The organism is Thioclava sp. DLFJ5-1 (assembly GCF_002020115.1).
GTDB lineage: Bacteria > Pseudomonadota > Alphaproteobacteria > Rhodobacterales > Rhodobacteraceae > Thioclava > Thioclava sediminum.
Genome location: NZ_MPZU01000001.1, coordinates 1 through 17,253, shown reverse-complemented (window position 1 = coordinate 17,253; position 17,253 = coordinate 1). Strand labels below are relative to the sequence as shown.

At 62.6% G+C, this 17,253-nt stretch carries 20 protein-coding genes and 3 tRNA genes; 21 read left to right on the top strand and 2 right to left on the bottom strand.

What is annotated here, in order from left to right:
- Positions 1-87: 87 nt before the first annotated feature.
- The 17 genes from lon (at position 88) to BMI86_RS00035 (ending at position 12,514) form a co-directional block, all read left to right on the top strand.
- Positions 88-2,502: an endopeptidase La gene (gene lon / locus BMI86_RS00110; protein WP_078523364.1), complete on the top strand. Its 2,415-nt coding sequence runs from the start codon at positions 88-90 to the stop codon at positions 2,500-2,502.
- A 112-nt stretch (positions 2,503-2,614) separates the two neighbouring features.
- Positions 2,615-3,076 (top strand): HU family DNA-binding protein, encoded by a 462-nt coding sequence (locus BMI86_RS00105; RefSeq protein ID WP_078539227.1) that lies wholly within the window; start codon positions 2,615-2,617, stop codon positions 3,074-3,076.
- Between the two features lie 14 nt (positions 3,077-3,090).
- A tRNA-Val gene (locus BMI86_RS00100) sits at positions 3,091-3,165 on the top strand.
- 381 nt (positions 3,166-3,546) lie between these two features.
- Positions 3,547-3,738, top strand: coding sequence for an AlpA family phage regulatory protein (locus tag BMI86_RS00095; protein ID WP_210402676.1), 192 nt, complete (start codon positions 3,547-3,549; stop codon positions 3,736-3,738).
- Positions 3,738-4,592: a helix-turn-helix domain-containing protein gene (locus tag BMI86_RS20790; protein ID WP_143594640.1), complete on the top strand. Its 855-nt coding sequence runs from the start codon at positions 3,738-3,740 to the stop codon at positions 4,590-4,592. Before BMI86_RS00095 ends, BMI86_RS20790 begins: the two co-directional genes overlap by 1 nt.
- Positions 4,593-4,610: 18 nt before the next feature.
- Positions 4,611-5,246 carry a hypothetical protein gene (locus tag BMI86_RS00085; protein ID WP_078539224.1) on the top strand — a complete coding sequence of 212 codons (636 nt, stop codon included), beginning with the start codon at positions 4,611-4,613 and terminating at the stop codon, positions 5,244-5,246.
- The gene (locus tag BMI86_RS00080) at positions 5,243-5,503 is read left to right on the top strand and encodes a DUF6074 family protein (RefSeq protein ID WP_078539223.1); all 261 of its coding nucleotides are present in this window, start codon (positions 5,243-5,245) and stop codon (positions 5,501-5,503) included. Before BMI86_RS00085 ends, BMI86_RS00080 begins: the two co-directional genes overlap by 4 nt.
- Positions 5,500-5,952: a hypothetical protein gene (locus tag BMI86_RS00075; protein WP_078539222.1), complete on the top strand. Its 453-nt coding sequence runs from the start codon at positions 5,500-5,502 to the stop codon at positions 5,950-5,952. The genes BMI86_RS00080 and BMI86_RS00075 overlap by 4 nt, the downstream gene beginning before the upstream one ends.
- Positions 5,953-6,019: 67 nt before the next feature.
- Positions 6,020-6,442, top strand: a complete 423-nt coding sequence (locus BMI86_RS00070; RefSeq protein ID WP_078539221.1) for a hypothetical protein — start codon at positions 6,020-6,022, stop codon at positions 6,440-6,442.
- A 4-nt stretch (positions 6,443-6,446) separates the two neighbouring features.
- Positions 6,447-6,950: a hypothetical protein gene (locus BMI86_RS00065; protein ID WP_078539220.1), complete on the top strand. Its 504-nt coding sequence runs from the start codon at positions 6,447-6,449 to the stop codon at positions 6,948-6,950.
- A 307-nt stretch (positions 6,951-7,257) separates the two neighbouring features.
- Positions 7,258-7,731, top strand: a complete 474-nt coding sequence (locus BMI86_RS00060) for a hypothetical protein (RefSeq protein ID WP_078539219.1) — start codon at positions 7,258-7,260, stop codon at positions 7,729-7,731.
- Entirely contained in the window at positions 7,728-8,015 is a 288-nt protein-coding gene (locus BMI86_RS00055) for a hypothetical protein (RefSeq protein ID WP_078539218.1), read from the top strand. The genes BMI86_RS00060 and BMI86_RS00055 overlap by 4 nt, the downstream gene beginning before the upstream one ends.
- The gene (locus BMI86_RS00050; protein ID WP_078539217.1) at positions 8,015-10,339 is read left to right on the top strand and encodes a phage tail tape measure protein; all 2,325 of its coding nucleotides are present in this window, start codon (positions 8,015-8,017) and stop codon (positions 10,337-10,339) included. Before BMI86_RS00055 ends, BMI86_RS00050 begins: the two co-directional genes overlap by 1 nt.
- On the top strand, positions 10,339-10,857 hold the full coding sequence (locus tag BMI86_RS00045; protein WP_078539216.1) for a hypothetical protein: 519 nt from the start codon (positions 10,339-10,341) through the stop codon (positions 10,855-10,857). The genes BMI86_RS00050 and BMI86_RS00045 overlap by 1 nt, the downstream gene beginning before the upstream one ends.
- Before the next feature lie 5 nt (positions 10,858-10,862).
- Complete coding sequence (locus BMI86_RS21125; protein WP_168173749.1) at positions 10,863-11,033, top strand: hypothetical protein; 171 nt, start codon at positions 10,863-10,865, stop codon at positions 11,031-11,033.
- Positions 11,034-11,045: 12 nt separating this feature from the next.
- Entirely contained in the window at positions 11,046-12,074 is a 1,029-nt protein-coding gene (locus BMI86_RS00040; RefSeq protein ID WP_078539215.1) for a major capsid protein, read from the top strand.
- Positions 12,075-12,082: 8 nt separating this feature from the next.
- On the top strand, positions 12,083-12,514 hold the full coding sequence (locus BMI86_RS00035; protein ID WP_078539214.1) for a hypothetical protein: 432 nt from the start codon (positions 12,083-12,085) through the stop codon (positions 12,512-12,514).
- Positions 12,515-12,684: 170 nt separating this feature from the next.
- Here BMI86_RS00035 and BMI86_RS00030 read toward each other — a convergent pair whose 3' ends face one another.
- A complete protein-coding gene (locus tag BMI86_RS00030) occupies positions 12,685-13,005 on the bottom strand; it encodes a hypothetical protein (protein WP_078539213.1) in 321 nt (106 codons plus the stop codon).
- Positions 13,006-13,409: 404 nt separating this feature from the next.
- The gene (locus tag BMI86_RS00025) at positions 13,410-14,624 is read right to left on the bottom strand and encodes a site-specific integrase (protein WP_078539212.1); all 1,215 of its coding nucleotides are present in this window, start codon (positions 14,622-14,624) and stop codon (positions 13,410-13,412) included.
- A 373-nt stretch (positions 14,625-14,997) separates the two neighbouring features.
- Between BMI86_RS00025 and BMI86_RS00020 the strand changes: the two genes are divergently transcribed.
- The 4 genes from BMI86_RS00020 (at position 14,998) to BMI86_RS00005 (ending at position 17,253) form a co-directional block, all read left to right on the top strand.
- The gene (locus BMI86_RS00020; protein WP_078539211.1) at positions 14,998-15,711 is read left to right on the top strand and encodes a dimethylsulfonioproprionate lyase family protein; all 714 of its coding nucleotides are present in this window, start codon (positions 14,998-15,000) and stop codon (positions 15,709-15,711) included.
- A gap of 42 nt (positions 15,712-15,753) precedes the next feature.
- A tRNA-Val gene (locus tag BMI86_RS00015) sits at positions 15,754-15,829 on the top strand.
- A 135-nt stretch (positions 15,830-15,964) separates the two neighbouring features.
- Complete coding sequence (locus BMI86_RS00010; protein WP_078539210.1) at positions 15,965-16,906, top strand: pirin family protein; 942 nt, start codon at positions 15,965-15,967, stop codon at positions 16,904-16,906.
- A gap of 270 nt (positions 16,907-17,176) precedes the next feature.
- Positions 17,177-17,253: transfer RNA gene (locus BMI86_RS00005), tRNA-Asp, on the top strand.

The following is a 17,253-nucleotide window of genomic DNA, read 5'->3' as shown; positions in this document are numbered from 1 at the left end:
TCGCGGCTCCTAGATATTGGGTTGAACAGGGGAGGGACGTGGTCGCCGAAAGCGGGGCCGGACCCTCCTGCCAAGAGAGGAACGCCGATGACCGAATTTAGCTCTGTCACCCATCCGGTCCTGCCGCTGCGCGACATCGTGGTTTTCCCCCACATGATCGTGCCGCTCTTCGTCGGGCGCGAGAAATCCGTGCGCGCACTGGAAGAGGTGATGGCGGAGGATCGCCAGATCTTGCTCGCAAGCCAGGTCGATCCGTCGCAAGACGACCCCGATACGGACGGGATTTTCCGCGTTGGTGTGCTCGCCAACGTGCTGCAACTGCTGAAACTGCCCGATGGCACCGTGAAGGTGCTGGTCGAGGGCAAGAGCCGCGTGCGCATCACCGATTTCGTCGAGAATGACGACTATTTCGAAGCGAATGCCGAACCGCTGATCGAGACCGAGGGCGATGTGGAGACGATCCGCGCGCTGCTGCGCTCGGTCGCCGAGGAATTCGAGCGCTACGCGAAGATCAAGAAGAACATCCCCGAAGAGGCGCTGTCGGCCGTGGCCGATGCGACCGAAGCGGACAAGCTGGCCGATCTCGTCTCGGGCCATCTGGGGCTGGAAGTGGCCCAGAAGCAGGAGCTTCTGGAAACGCTCGACGTCTCCGAACGGCTGGAGCGGGTCTACGGTCTCATGCAGGGTGAGGTCTCGGTTCTCCAGGTGGAGAAGAAGATCAAATCCCGCGTGAAGACGCAGATGGAGAAGACCCAGCGCGAGTACTACTTGAATGAGCAGATGAAGGCCATTCAGAAGGAACTCGGCGATGGCGAAGACGGCCAGAACGAAATCCTCGAGCTCGAAGAGCGCATCGAGAACACCAAGCTCTCGAAAGAGGCGAAGGAAAAGGCTGAAGCCGAGCTGAAGAAGCTCAAGTCGATGTCGCCGATGTCGGCGGAAGCCACCGTGGTGCGCAACTATCTCGACTGGATGCTGTCGATCCCGTGGGGCACCAAATCCCGCGTGAAGAAGGATCTCAGCAAGGCCGAGGCCGTGCTCGATGCCGATCACTACGGTCTCGAGAAGGTCAAGGAACGCATCGTCGAATATCTCGCGGTGCAGGCGCGCTCGGCCAAGCTCAAAGGCCCGATCATGTGCCTCGTGGGTCCGCCCGGCGTGGGTAAGACCTCGCTCGGCCGGTCTGTCGCCAAGGCGACGGGGCGCGAATTCATCCGCATCTCGCTGGGCGGCGTGCGCGACGAATCCGAAATCCGCGGCCACCGTCGGACCTATATCGGCTCGATGCCCGGCAAGATCATTCAGGCGCTGAAGAAGGCGAAAACCACGAACCCGCTCATCCTGCTCGACGAGATCGACAAGATGGGTCAGGACTTCCGTGGCGACCCGGCTTCGGCGATGCTTGAAGTGCTCGACCCCGAGCAGAACGCGACCTTCGTCGACCACTATCTCGAAGTGGAATACGACCTGTCGAACGTGATGTTCCTGACGACGGCGAACTCCTACAACATGCCGGGCCCGCTTCTGGACCGGATGGAGATCATCCCGCTCGCCGGCTACACCGAGGACGAGAAGGCCGAGATCGCCAAGCAGCACCTGATCCCGAAGCAGATCAAGGGTCACGGGCTCAAGAAGAACGAGTTCGAACTGACCGACGGCGCGCTGACCGACGTGATCCGCTACTACACCCGCGAGGCGGGCGTGCGGAATCTCGAGCGCGATATCGCGAAGCTTGCCCGGAAAGCGGTGACCGAGATCATCAAGTCGAAGGGTGCGACCAAGCACATCACCGTCGATGAGGCGAAGGTGGGCGATTACCTTGGCGTCAAGAAGTTCCGCTACGGTCTGGCCGAGAAGGAAGATCAGGTGGGCGTCGTGACCGGCCTTGCCTGGACCTCCGTGGGCGGCGACCTGCTTCAGATCGAAGCTCTGCGCCTGCCGGGCAAAGGTCGGATGAAGACCACCGGTAAGCTGGGCGACGTGATGAAGGAATCGATCGACGCGGCGTCCAGCTACGTCCGCTCGGTCGCGCCGCAATTCGGCATCAAGCCGCCGCGCTTCGAGAAGTGGGACATCCACGTCCACGTCCCCGATGGCGCGACGCCGAAAGACGGGCCCTCTGCGGGTCTGGCGATGGTGACCTCCATCGTGTCGGTGCTGACCGGGATCCCGGTGCGCAAGGATATCGCCATGACCGGCGAAGTCTCCCTGCGCGGCAACGCGATGCCGATCGGCGGCCTGAAAGAGAAACTGCTCGCGGCGCTGCGCGGCGGGATCACGACCGTCTTCATCCCCGAGGAGAATGAAAAAGACCTCGCGGATATCCCTGACAACGTGAAGGAGGGGCTGGAGATTGTTCCGGTGACCCACGTTCGCGAAGTCCTCGCCCGGGCGCTGGTTCGCCAGCCCGAGCCGGTCGATTGGGACGAAGAGGCCGAAGAGGCAGCAGCCGCTGCCGCCGCTGCGGCCAAATCGGACGGGCAGGGCGCAACCGCGCACTGATCACCTTCGAATTGAAAACGAGAACGCTCGTCGCATATCGCGGCGGGCGTTTTTTGCATTTGAACAGGTTTGCCCTTAACCTCTTCGTATTACGGTCAAAAAAGGAGCCGCTATGGCCAAGAGCCAGAAACCGAAATCGACCCGCAAGCCGCCCGTCGCCACGCCCGAGGCGCCTCCGGCCTCCGCCGCGACGCTCACACCCGCCACGCCCGATCCGGCACCTGAGCCGAGCGAGGCGAAGGCGCTCGTGCGCAAGAGGAGCTTCGTGGATCGGGTGATGGTCGAGGCTGGCGTGAAGCGCGGCGAGGCCAAGGCCATGTCGGAAGCGGTTCTCAAGGTTCTGGGCGAGGCGCTCTCGGAAGGCGAGGAACTCAGCATCCCACCGCTCGGCAAGCTGAAGATCAACCGCCAGTTCGAGAAGAACGGCGACGAGATTCTCGTGGTCAAACTGCGCCGCCCTTCGGGCATGCTCGAAGCGGTCGCTGCAGAGGCCAGCCCGGCGGAAAACGACCCCGCGCAGGACGGTGGAGATTTCGACGAAAACCCTCTTGCGGAGCCAGAAGAGGGGCGCTAAAAGCCCGCCACGGAGGGCGATTAGCTCAGTGGTAGAGCGCATCGTTCACATCGATGATGTCGGGGGTTCAAATCCCTCATCGCCCACCATCCCCCCTCCATAAGCGACTGAAAAGTAAAGAGTTTTGCCAAAGAGGGGCTTCTAGCCCCTCACTTGGCCCCTCAGGTTTTTTTGCGGCTGTGTGATCTGAGCCGCAAATCTGAGACCCCTGCGATTCGAGCAGGCCGGACATTGGGACAGTCGAGGACAATCGAGTTTTTTACGTGTGTCCCTGCCTGAGTGTCCCAACGCGGCCCCTGCATCGATCAGCCTCATTCATCCCCGACGCGCAGCGGCCCGGTGCCTGCAATGGCCTGCAACCGCCTGCGACGATTGGAGAAAAAACAACCGATGATATCCGTCAAACTTGTGGACGAACGTATTTTCGTGCCGATAATTGGCAGCATCTTTTAAAAATGAGGTGCAATAAAATGTTTCTGACATGTGATGAAGTCGCCGCGCGGTATGGAGTTTGTAACCCGACCATCTGGCGCTGGCAGAAAAATCGGCCCGACTTCCCCAAAGCTATAGCAATCGGCCCGAAAGCGTCGCGCTGGCTCCTGCGCGACCTTGAAAACTGGGAGCGCAAAAAATTCGCCGAGCGCGGGGCGGGCGCTGCGTGATGGCGGACGACTTCACGCGCGACCGGCTGATGTGGCTTGAGCAGGTGGCAAGCGACACCAGCCTCACACCCACCGCGCCACGAGTCGCGATCCTGATCGCTACGCGCTACACAAACCGGAAGACGCGCAGCGCATGGCCCTCACGGGAAACCTTGGCGGGCGATCTTGGTGTGTCGGTTCCAGCGATTGGCCGCTCGATTGAGGCCTTGCAAGGCGGGGGGCATCTTGACGTCGAAAGGGCGCGTGGCCGGGGGCATTCGAACGTCTACCGGATCATTCTAAAAGAGAACGCGGGCGTATCCTTTTCAGACGATAAAACAGAACGCCCACGTTCTCTTTCGGATGAAGAAAAGGGAACGCCCACGTTCGTAAAAGGGAACGCCCACGTTCATAAAAGGGAACGCCCACGTTCAGAAAAGGGAACGCCCACGTTCCCCGAACCCTTAGAAGAACCCTTAGAAGAACCCATTGAATTGAACCCTTCGCGCGCTGGCGCGCCCGAGGCTCTTTTATCAGAGACAGAATTTGTCTCGTTCGAGAATGACGCAGGCGCGCATCTGGAGACCGCCTTTGCCGCCTTCTGGGCCTCCCATCCGCGACCGGTGAAGAAGAAAGAAACGCGCACAGAGTTTGACGCCGCCGTTTCGCGCGGCGTCGATCCGCAAGAAATTGCCGTCCAAGCGCGCGCCTACGCGAACAAGGTCCATTCCAGCGGCGGCGACCCGAAATTCACCACCGGATCGCTGAACTGGTTGCGCGACGAAGGGTGGACCGAAAAAGATCTACCAGACCCCCGCGCCGCGCCGCGCAGCTTCGCAGATGAAATGATCGAATTCGTTCGCTCGTGCGGATGATGAGACAAGGATGACCCAATGAAAAACCAGATCGCCAAAAAAGCGCCGCCGCCTGCACAGGCCAAAAACGTCAGCACGGAAGTTAAGTCCAATCCGCCCGATCTCGCGGCGCTGGTCGAGCCGCGTCGTCGGTCGACCGACCTTGAGGTGCGAATCCACGAGCTGATCCTGAACGAGGTGGCAAATTCCGTGATCCGCAATTCCACGACTGGCTGGTCACGCGCCTACGCGCCAAACGATATCGATCGGGCGCGCAGGGCGCATAAAGCGCTTCCGGAACTCACCGACCTGCTTGATTTGTCTCACGAACTCAGCGTAGCGAAGCGGTCCAGCTTTGAGGCGGTTTCAGGGATTGTCGGAAGCTTGCTGAGTTCGCACGAAAGCTTCAAAAACGACGACCATCAAAAACTATATGCGGCGAGCATTGCAATCGAGCTGCATGCCGCCGCCGCGCAGAGGCGCTGGGCCACGCCTGTAATCGAAATCGGGACGCGGAAGGCGCTCGCCAAGACACCATTTCGCCCCCACGTCGATGCCTATATCGAGGCCTGCGCGATGGCAGCGGAATTCGTCGGTGAGGCGATGATCCGATCCGGCCTCCTGATCGAACTGATCCACGAGTTGGAGGATGTGCTGGGGATTGATGACGTATGAATATTGTTGTTTTTCCTATCGGACGGCTCGGAAACGAAGCCCAGCGCACAGCCGATATTGTGCGAAAACACCTGCGCCGGATGGATTCCCGAGCCGCGAAGCAGGCCTACTGGGATATCCTCCGCCAAAAGCGAATTGCGCTCCAAGAGCGCGGCGTTCCGAACGAAGCGATCCGTGAGGCGCTCGGGGAATTCAACGAGACCGTTCGCGCGCTGCTTCCCGAATACAACCGCAAACGGCGCGAGGTGGCGGAGTGAGACCCGCGCTCGCGATCCTGCTCGACCACCAGGTCGCCCATCTGCTGCGCGCCCACGACCTTGAGGCCCACGACCTGGCGCGGATGTTGACCGGCGCGCCGCCGACCGAGCCCGAGCAGAAACCCGATCCCGCGGCCGAGCGCCGAGCCGTGCGCGACCAGGTTCTCATCGCCTGCGCGGACCGGCTGGACCCAGATCGGGAAAGGTCGGTGCGGTCGATCTTCATCGAGATCCGCGCAGCCTATCGGACAGTGAACTCCCAAGCGCGGCCGACCGGGCGCGGGATTGAGCCTCTTGCGTGGGAACTGCGCCGCCTTCAGGCGGCTGGCCTCAAAGCAGCGATGCCTGGATACGAGACCTTCAGGAGGCTCCTAGTGGCGAATGGGTGGCCGTCACCCGGAAAAGGCGGGCGATTTCCTCGCAATCCGGCGTTGTCAATTGCTAACTGACCAGCCTTAGCAATTTCGCCGAGTGAGGATCGCGGGCAGCGTCAAGGGGCAAACGAGGAGCCCGACGATGAACCAGCCGAAATTCAACAGCCGAAAGCACCTGACCCGCCTTCGCGACATTCGCGACAGAAAGCGCGCAGAAGCGCTCGCCGCTTCGAAACGCCGCAATGAACTGTTGGGCGCGCTCGCCGCCGCCCGAGCCGACCTCGCGAAAATCGCCCCGGCCGATCTCGATCTCGGGAGCGTCGGCCGCCGGATCGCTGAGGTGATGCGGGGACGCGGGATGCGCGATCAGGCGAAACAGGCCGAAGCCATCGAGGCGCGTATCGCCGAGCTGGAACCCGAAGCCGAGGCGGCGAAAGAAGCGGCCGAGAGCGCGAGCACGATCGCGCGGAGTGCTGCTCAGACCTATCAGACCGCGAAGGAATACGCGATCGAGCACGGCCTCCCGCTGCCGATCGAAACCGAAACCCGCCGGGTGGAGGGCTGATCTGATGTTTGGACGTAAGGTTGATTTGAAATCCATCGAGGCGGCTACCAAGGTCGAGCAGGCGCGCACGACGGTCTACCGGTTCAAGTCGGAGCTGGCCGAGCTGAACAATGCCGCACCTCCCGAGAAGGCAATCACCGCCGCGCTTGATGCTGCGCTCGACCGTCTCGCCGACCGGGGCCGTGAGGCCCTGCCGGTTCGCGGTCTGGTCGCCCCCGCAGGGGCGCCGAACTGGAAGCCTGAACTATCGGACGCCGATCTGCTCGGGCTCGTCGTGGCCGTGGCGCGCGACCAAGTGCGGGCGCTCGTGATCGAGAAGGCCGAGGTCGCTCTCGGTTCGCGCAAGTCCCTCAGCCCCGCCGAGCGCGCGAAGAAGGTCGAGGCCGTGAAGGCCAAGCTCCTCGCGGCTGAGCTGGAAGAGGAGAGCCTGATCCGTGCGGCCGACGATGGCGGCATCGAGGTGCTGCGGCGCGCTGACGCTGACCCCCGAGCGACGCTGGGGGCCTGACGATGAAGAATTCGCGCGGGTTTTCTGTCCTTTTTCCCGTGCCGGGTCGCAGCCACCCAGCGCGAGCGAGATCGCGCGAACATGCGCAGCGCGAGCGAGATCGCGCAAATGTTTCGGGCGGCGTCCTGCTGGCGCGTCGTTGCGCCGTCCGAAGGGATGGGTCCACTACGGCCTCCTCCCGACCCACCCCCCGGGTCAAGGGACCGTCCGCAAATTCCGGCGCAGCGCGGGGCCGCTGCCACCCGATATTTGACCGTTTTTTTGGATCGAAAAAGTCGATTTCCGTTTCCGCAAGCGAGGTGTCGCGATGAATCTGGCAGATCAAGAGATGAGCGGCGCGCAAATCGCTCAGGCCTCCGGTCGAACTGAGCGTTGGGTCCGGCAGCTCGCGGCGCGCGGCGTGATCGAGCGCACCCGGCGTGGGCACTATTCAACCGCCTCCGTCCTGCGCGGCCTGACCCGACACTTTGAAGAGCAGATCGCGGCGCGCGAAGTGCCGACGACCCGTCAGCGTATCGACGAAGCGAAGGCGCGCGAGGTCGAAATGCGGATCGCGGAAAAGGAGCGCAAGCTGATCTCGCAAGCGGAGGCGCAAGGCGCGATCACGCGCGTGGTGGCTGAGGTTGAGGCCGATTTGGGCGCGCTGCATTTGCGGTTCAAAGAGCCCGCCCGCTCGCTGATCCGTGGCGAGGCCTTGGCGAGTCTGGCGCGCATTAAATCCGCCGAGGCCAAGCTGATCAATTCGCTCGTGACGGGCGACGAAATCGGGGGTGCGCTATGACCGTGCTCACCCTGATCGAACCCGTGACTATCGCGCACGACGATGGCACGACGCGCACCATCAAGGCCGTGGCGCTGCGCGTCGGGCCGAACGAGGCCGTGGCGCTGCGCGAGCTTTGGGAGGCGGACATGCCGCCATTGGCCCGCGTCATGGCCGCTGTGGACACATGCGCCGGATTGCCGCCCACGACCGCCGCCGCGCTCGACCTTGAAGATTTGAACGCCGCGTTCACTGAGATTGACCGCCTCGTTGCGGCTTTCGCTGACAAACATGGAGGCCAGTGATGGCACAACGCACTTCGCAACTTGTGGTCGAGCTTCTCGACCGTGTCAGCGGCCCCGCAAAGCGCGTGGCGGCAGGCCTGCGCGGGATGAACCGGGGGATCGATAAAGACGGGAAGGGCGGGGTCACCACGCAGGAGCGGCTTCATGCCGCAATTGCGCGCAACGATGCCGCCCTTTCCAAAGCCCGCATGGGCCTGATGGATAGCGTTGGGGCCTATTATGCCCTCAAGAATGCAATCGGCGGGCCGGTGCAGGCAGCGCGCGAGTTTGAAAGCTCGATGGCCGATGTGAAGAAGGTCGTCAATTTCAAGACGCCCGAGGATTACGACAAGTTCAAAAAGGGGCTGATGGACCTGTCTAAGCAGGTTCCGATCAGCGTGAACGGTCTGGCCGAGATCGCCGCGGCGGCGGGGCAGGCTGGCATTGCTGGCGACGACCTCACAAAGTTCACCGAGGCCGCGGCAAAAATCGGTGTTGCGTTCGATATCTCTGCCGATCAGGCCGGGGATGGGATGGCCAAGCTGATGACGGGCATGGGCATGTCGATCGATCAGGTCGTCTCCCTATCCGACGCGATGAACCACCTCAGCAACGCCCAGGCATCCAGCGCCGCCGATATCCTTGACGTGATGAAGCGCGTCGGCGCTACCGCGAAGCAATACGGCTATTCTGCAAAGGACGTGGCCGCGCTGTCCTCGGCGATGATTGCCTCCGGCGCTCCGGCCGAGGTTGCCGCCACCTCGTTCCGCAACATGGGCCGGGCGCTCACTAAGGGTGAGAGCGCCACCAAACGTCAGCGCACAGCATTCAAGGACCTCGGCCTCGATGCGAGCAAGACCGCAAAACGCATGCAGGAAGACGCCGTGGGCACCACGGTTGACGTTCTGGAACGCATCTCGAAGTTGCCGAAGGAAACACAGGCGGCGGTATCGTCTAACCTGTTCGGCGATGAGGCCCGCGCGCTGGGGCCGCTACTGACGAACCTAGATCTGGTGAAAACCTCGCTCGGCCTCGTATCGGATCAGTCGAAATATGCCGGATCTGCATTCAAGGAATTTGAGGTCCGAAATGCGACCTTTGACGCGAAGGCGAAGCGCTTCAACAACACCATGCATGCGCTCAAGGTGACCATCGGCTCCGCGCTTCTGCCCGTGCTGTCCGACCTTATGGACAAGATTGCGCCAATCGCGGAATCGATGGCGAACTTTGTTGATGCGCACCCGAAGCTGACCGCCGGGATCATGTCCACTGTTGGCGCGCTCGTCTCTCTAAAGGGCGCGATTTCCGTCCTGCGTTTTGTCGGTCTGCTGGGCAAGGGCGGGGCGCTGTCATTGATGGCAGGTGCGCTCCGTCTGGTTGGCACCGCTGGGACGCTGATGGGGACGAGGATCGCAGCGGGCGCGGCGGTCGCGGATGGCGCGCTTGCCGGTCTGGTGGCTAAAACCGCCGCCCGCTCCGCAGTGCTGCGCGGCCTGCTTGGGGGGCTTGGCAAATTCGGGCGCTTGGGCGGGATCGGCTTGGCCGCAAGCGTCGCGCTTACCCCGTCGACCCCCAACACCGACGAAAGCGGCGCCACCGAACAAGACATGCTGGCCAAGTCGCGCGCGGCGATGGAGGCAATGACGCCCGCGCAACGTCAGGCGATGGTCGATGCAGAAAGCGGGCGCACCGCCGCGCAAGCCGCCGGCCAAAAACTCGCCGCGTTGCGCGATGAGGCCGATGGCCTGCGCCAGACGATCAAAGAACTTCAGGGTGAAATCGCGAACATGGGCACCGGGCCAATGGCCGACACCATGTCCGCACCGCTGCGCGACCAGCTGGACGCGCGCAAGGGCGATCTGGCCGAGGTCGAGACGAAGATCAAGGACACGGAATCGGCGGCGCAATCGCTTGGCGCGGTATCGGTGACGCCAGAGGTGAAAACATCGTCAATCGATATTGCGCTGGAAAAGGTGAGCCGCCTTTCTCAGAGCCTGCGAAATCTGCCATTTTCTGGGCAGGTCAAAGCTGCGGCGCCCAGCGTTGAGAAATACCCTGTCTCGGGCCAACGCGCCAAGGGCGGGCCGATCAGCGCGGGCAGCCAATATTTGGTGGGTGAGCGGGGGCCGGAAGTAGTCACCCCATCGCGCAGCGGGTTTGTCCACTCAGGCGGCAAAGCCGGTGCGGGCGGGCCGACCATCGGCGATATTCACGTCAAGTTCGCGCCGGTAATCCAAGGCGGGGCCGACTTTGCGTCGATGATGGACCGCGTGATGCGCGAGTTCGAAGACAGAATGCGCATGTCGCTCTCGGGCGTCATGGCTGATCTGCCGGGAGGTATGTGATGACCTCAGGCATCCGTCTCACGAGATATGTGGACCAGCGCCTCGGCGTCCTCCGCTACGTCGCCTCGAACACAATTCCCCCCGAAATTTTCAACCGGCTCGTCGCGGAAGATGAGCAACGCAGAAAGGAGGCCCGCATGGCCCAGAAGAACGGCGCCGTGGCCGAAAGAAACGCGGCAATAGAAGCGGCCCGTGCGGAGGGCTTCGCATTTGGCGCCGCCGAAGAGCGCAAGCGTTTTGCCGCTATCACGACCTCGGACGAAGCGAAGGATCGCCCCTCCCAAGCGATGGCCTTCGCGCTCGATACCGATTTGTCGGCAGAGAAGGTAGCCGCGCTGCTTGCAAAGGCTCCGAAGGAGGCTTCGGCCGACACCGGTTATCAGACGATCGCGCAACGCGCGGCGGCGCAAAAGGAAATCGGCGGAAGCGCAACGGCGATGCAGTTTCTTGGATCTGACGGCGCAGCGAACGCACGCCAAACGTGGGACGCAGCAATGAAAAAGGCAAAGTTGAAATGAGAAACATGAACCCCATCAACCCGCTGCAACTGGTGCCTCTGGCCCTCGCGCGGATCGAGGCAATCCTGCGCTCCCCTGAGGGGCGCGCCAACCCGAGCCTTGCCGTCGAACTCGCCACGGAAGGCATGAACCCCCAAGAGGCTCTCGCGAAGCTGCGCGAAGCCCAGAGCGCCTAAGGAGGCCGTAAAATGATCAATTTCAATGACAGCCGATTTAGCGTCGAAACGCTTTCGGCGATCATCAACGAAGATGACTTTGTCCCGTCGCGGATCGAGAAGCTCGGTATCTTCCGCGCGAAGCCGATCAACACGACGAAGACGGCAATCGAGAAGAAGAAGGGCGTTCTCAAGCTGATCCCGCCGACCCCGCGCGGCGGCCCGGGCACGACTGTGAAGGAGGGCAATCGCTCGCTCGTGGAGCTCAAGGTGCCGCACTTCGAGGTTAACGACGCCTTCTATGCGGAAAGCGTCCAAGACAAGCGCGAGTTCGGTGGCGAAGCCCTTCAGTCCGCCATGGTGTCGATCCTCGAAAAGCTGATCGCGGGACGGACCAACCTGCTCGCGACCGAGGAACACGCCCGGATGGGCGCGATCAAGGGGATCGTCACATACGCTGACGGTTCGAGCTTGAACCTTTACGACGAACTCAACGTGACGGCCCCGGACAAGACGTGGCTGGACCTCGGGAACACTGCGGCGACCGACGGCGCGTTGCGCCGCGCCTGCTCGGGCGTGGTGCGCAAGGTGATGGATCGCCTCGGGGCCTTCCCCATGAGCGGCGTGCATGCGTTCTGTGGCGATGACTTCTTCGACGATCTGCTGACCCACCCCGAGGTGCGCGAGACCTATCGCGGCACGAGCGAGGCCGCTTTCCTGCGGTCGGGCTTGGTCGACGAGAAGACGCCGGGCGCTTACGCGGCCTTCAGCTTCGGGGGCATCACCTTCGAGAACTATCGCGGCGGCGCCGATGCGACCTTCGTGGAGCCGACCGAATGCCGGGTGTTCCCTCTGGGTGTTCCTGATCTCTTCATCAGCGCCTATGCGCCGGCCGACTACCTGGAGACGGTCAACACCGAGGGCGAGCGCTTCACAGCCAAGATCCGTCCGATGGCGAATGACAAGGGCGCGAACATCGACGTCCAGATGAATGCCCTTCAGTATTGCTCGCGCCCGGAGCTCCTCTTCGAGCTTTCGTCCGAGGCTGATCCGGCGCCGTGAGTAGGGCGATGAACAATAACGAGCAGGGCGCGGTTGAGCCGCGCCCCATCTCATTTCCCGAACTGGCGGCGATAACGGGGCGGACCGAAAACTGGCTGCGCGTGGCGGGCAAAAATGGGCTGTTCGCCGTGAGCAGAGGGCGGGTCGATCTTGCCAAGGCGGTGCGGGCGATCATCAAGGATCAGGCGGATCGGGCCGAGGCCAAAGCGATTCAGCGCGTCAAGAAATCGAAAAAGGTCAACAGGCGGGTCGCGCTGCTCGATCAGGCCAGCGACGCGCACATGACCTTGGCGCTCGAAATGGCCCAGATCGGCCACGAACTCACAATCGCGCTTGCGGAACTTGAGGGCGACCTGCCCGACAGTGCGAAAGCCAGCGCGGATCACCTCGCGAAGCTTGTTGGGCGGCTCAAACGCTTGGCCGACACTACCCGAGAATAACCAACACGGCCCAGAAACGGCCCGCCAGCGCGCTCCCTTGGTGATTTGGCGACGACCATAGCCAGAAACCAGAGATTGCGCTCCTGCCCCCCTCACAGCGCGCCGTATGAGAAAGCCCCGCCATTGCGCGGGGCTTTTTCGTCGTTTGGGGGGCGTGATATTTCCAGCGATCAGGCTGCGCGCTCGGCCTGCTCCGATGCCGACCGGACAATGTTGGAGAGGAGCGCGTCAAGGTTCGCCTCCTCGCCCCCGAACATCATCAGCGCAACAGCGGCCTTTGCGGCCAATCCAGCGGGGCCTTGGGCGGGGTCTTTGAGGAGGCTGTTGAACAAATCTCGCTCGTCGGTGGCGTCCATATCATCGCCGCGCTCAAGGCTGTTGAACAGCGTATCTCGCGCCTCAATCCATTTCCTGAATATTGCGAGGGCCGGATCAGCACCGGGCAGGGCGGCGATGGCGGCGAGGCGGCTATCATTCATCAAGTCAGTCATTGGTCTTTCTCCTTTTCCTGCCCCCAAAAGGCCCGATCAATCCCCCACTGTCAAACAAAAAACGAAATAAAAACAGATAGTTGGAGAATATCCAACCCCCTGCATTGGGGCATTTCCAAGCCTGATCAATGAGCGTTGCCCATGCGGATGGGGAGGGGTTGGAAGCCGTCCAACTCGCCGCGCCGATCAGATGGGGCGCATTTACGTTGCCCCGCCGCTCGACCAGCCGAATCGCACGTCCGGTCGCCCTCGATGCCCGCAGGCCGCGCATCGCATCCGGGCAAGGACCTCGCGCCGGATCGCCCAGCCCGAGCCATCCAGCCAAGCGGGCGGCAAATCCGCAAGCATGAGGGTTCGCGAGTGGCCACAGGCCTTGCAGGTCAAATCGGCGAAGTGTCCGGGCTTCACGATGCCCCCGCGCGGATCGGCACAACCTTCGCATCGCGCCCCGTCACATAATCCGCCCACCGCTGCATGAGAGAGGCGCGCAGGTCTAGAAGGTCTGACCGCGCATAAGAGCGTTCAACGCGCCCACCCACGACATGCCCAAGCGCGGTCTCTGCAACCTCAAACGTTGCGGCCTCAGTATCCTGCACCCACGTCCGAAAGCTTGTGCGCATCCCGTGGGGTCTGCCTGCCTCGCCCATGTCGTTTAGGACGTTGACCAGCGCATTCTGTGAGAGAGGGTGATTTTGCTTTTCGGGGCTTTCGAATAGCAAGCCATTGATCGGATCATTGGAAAGGGCGCGCGCACGTTCGACCAGCTCCAGCGCCTGAGACGACAGCGGCACGCGAAACTCTTTGGCGCGGTTCTTGGTGGACTTCACCCGCTCGGGCGGCACGGTCCAGACATTCCCCTCAATCTCCGAGAACCGCGCCCCGCGCGCGCTCTGTGAGCGCACGGCGGTGAGCAAGACGAATTGCAGGCACATGCGACCGGATGATTGAACCTCTCCCAAGCGATCAAACAGGGCGGGGATTTCCTGCCATGAGGTCGATGCGACATGGCGCTGCTGATGGTCAATTGCACCCAGCGTTTCCCGCACCCGCTCGATGACAATGGGATCGACGTTGAAGCCCATGACGCGCCCCTTCGTCCACACGATGCGCAGCCGCTGGATGGCCTTCTTGGAAACGTCTGGCTTTGACTTCCAGATTGGTGACAGAACGCGCACCAAGTCCTGCGCGGTCACCGAGCTGGCTTTGCGCTTGCCGATACGGGGCAGGATATGGACATTGAAAGGGCTCAGCCATCGCACGTCGTTCGGATCTTTGAACGTGGCCTTGCGCGCGTCATACACTGTCATCACAAGCTCTTCGACAGTCGGATCGGCTTGGTCGATTTCTGCAAGAGCCTCGCCCCGGAGCCGGTCGCGCTCGCTGATCGGATCGACGCCACGAGCGATGCAGGCTGCCCACCTATCGCGCTCTGATCGCGCCTGGGCGAGCGTTACATCAGACAGGCGACCAAGCCCCATATCGCGCCTGCGCCCCGCGAATGAATAGCGGTAAATCCATTTCGAGTTGGTTTCCGTCTTCTCAAGATATAGCCCGCCGCCATCGGCATGACGCCCCGGCTTGGCCTTTTTCACCGCAATGGCGGTAAGTTTGTTCAGCATTGCAAATCCAGTCAATCAGTCAGTCAATCGGTCAGTCAATCAGTCACCCAGCCCCACAGCCAGCCCCTCACCAGCCCCACAGATAGCCCCTCAATCGGTTTGCGCTCTTCAGCGACGGTCTGAGACGGTTATCAGGCGAACAGCCTGTATTTACTGGCGAAAGTGCGTTTATTATTGGCTGATCTGCGTCAGATAGCAACGCCGTGATACGTTTTTGTTAATCTCTCATCGCCCACCATTTTCCTACGAAGGCGCGTCTTGAACAGACGCGCCTTTGTCGTTTTCCGGTTAGTTTTCTGCGCCCCGCGGCGTCAGATTATGGGCCAGACAGCACGCCAGAGAAGCGCCCGAGGCGCGAGATGCGGAGGATGCGATGACCGAGACCACGCCGATGTCCGATGCCGGGCCCGACGAGGGGCTGCGCGTCTCCGATTGCCCGGACTGGCTGTATCTGCTGCGCGAATTCGACACGCTCTACCGGCATGGCTCGGCAGGCGGTAGCCGCCTGATCCGCAGCCATCGCAAACGGGTGCGCGATACGCTCTCGCAGATCATCGACACCAATCCCCCGGTGACGCCGCGCCAGCCGCAGCCGAAACCGGTGACAGCACATCTGTCGCGGGCGCTCGATCTCGGTGAGCGCGGCGCGGTCGCGGGCATGGCGCGCGCGCTCTCGCGCGTGACGGGGCAGCTGACTTGGGAATATGGCTACGAGAAAGTGCCGAAGGCGCTGGCGCGCAAATACGCCTATTGCGAGGTGCTGGGGCCGCGCGGACCGGTGGCTTCCGATCGGCTGGTGCTGGGATTCGTCCTGTTTGCGCCGCGCACGACCTATCCGCAGCACAGCCATAAGGAGATCGAGGAGAGCTATATCTCGGTCGCGGGCCCGTGGTCGGAGAATGACACTGCCGTGCATGCGCCGGGCTCGCTGATCCTGAACCGACCCGATCACGAACACCGCATCACCACTGCCGATCTCGACCCCTGTCTGCTGGCCTATGCCTGGGTCGGGCCGGAGGCGCGGCTGACCGCGCCGGGGATGAAACTCTCCTCGACCCGCAAGGTGCGGATGCGCGAGGGCATCTGAGGTCTTGATCCCCGCGCAAGGCGAGGCTAGAGGAAGGGCCGGGGGCGGTTAGCTCAGTTGGTAGAGCGCTTCGTTTACACCGAAGATGTCGGGGGTTCGAGCCCCTCACCGCCCACCATTCCCTCCGAAGTCTAACGATATTAAAGGCTTGTGTCTCGTTGCGCGGCCGCGCTCAGACTCTGTTCGCGCATGGCTCTATGATATGCGCGCCACGATGCTACCTTTCCCTCAACCACAGGAAAGGAGCGCTCCGATGAGCTGGAACCCCGCCCTCGACCCCGAAATTCCGATCGGTGATGCCGTCGACGCCATTGAAACCGTTATCGCGCCGCGCGCGCGCGACCTCGGCGGCTTTGAGGTGCGTCGCGCGCTGCCGTCCGCCGCGCGGCAGATGATCGGCCCGTTCATCTTCTTCGACCAGATCGGCCCGGTAGAATTCCTTTCCGGCCAGCGTGGAATCGACATTCGCCCGCACCCGCATATCGGCCTCGCGACCGTGACCTACCTTCTGCAAGGCCGCCTGCATCACCGCGATTCGCTGGGCACCGATCAATGGATCACGCCGGGTGCGGTGAACTGGATGAATGCGGGCTACGGCATCACCCATTCCGAGCGCACCGACGGCAAGGTCCGCGACACCGGCCAGCATCTCGCGGGCATCCAGACCTGGGTCGCGCTGCCCGAGGAACAGGAAGAGGGGCAGGCGGCGTTCAAACATGTGGGCGCCGAGGCGCTTCCCGAACTGCAGGCCGAGGGCAAGACCGTTCGGCTCGTGCTTGGCGATGCCTGGGGCGCGCATGCGCCGATCGATCTGCCCTCCGAGATGTTCTACGCCGATGCGAATCTCGACCCGGGCGCGCAGCTCCCGCTGCCCGACAATCACGAAGATCGCGGCGTCTATGTGCTGCAAGGTTCCGTCACCGTGGCGGGCGAGACATATGAGGAAGGCCGGATGCTCGTTTTCCGCCCGGGCGACCGGGTGTCATTGAAGGCGGGCGGGCAGGGCGCCCGACTGATCGTGCTGGGCGGCGCCACCATGGGCGGTCCGCGCTATATCTGGTGGAACTTCGTGGCCTCATCGCGCGACAAGATCGACGCCGCGAAAGAGGCATGGCGCGCGGGCGACTGGGCGCATGGCCGTTTCCAGCTCCCGCCTGCAGACGATGCGGAGTTCATTCCTGCGCCGGAGCGGTGATTGCAGCCGCCGAAAAAGAGGGGCTCTGCCCCCGACCTTCGGTCTCCCCCGGGATATTTCTGCCAGGGGGAAGCAGAAAGCGCATCTCATCGGGGCGCGTGCGGGCGCGATAAATAAGGGTCGCGGACGCGCACTGAGGAGCCGCGATTTGCTTGCCCGAACGGCAGGTGAAAATTCGTCGGATTTTTGCTCTCAGGCCGCTTGACGGGGGCAGGTCGCCCGCGTAATACCCTCCCCACGCTCGGACGGCGATCCGGGCAGATGATGCGAGCGGTTGTAGCTCAGTTGGTTAGAGTACCGGCCTGTCACGCCGGGGGTCGCGGGTTCGAGCCCCGTCAACCGCGCCA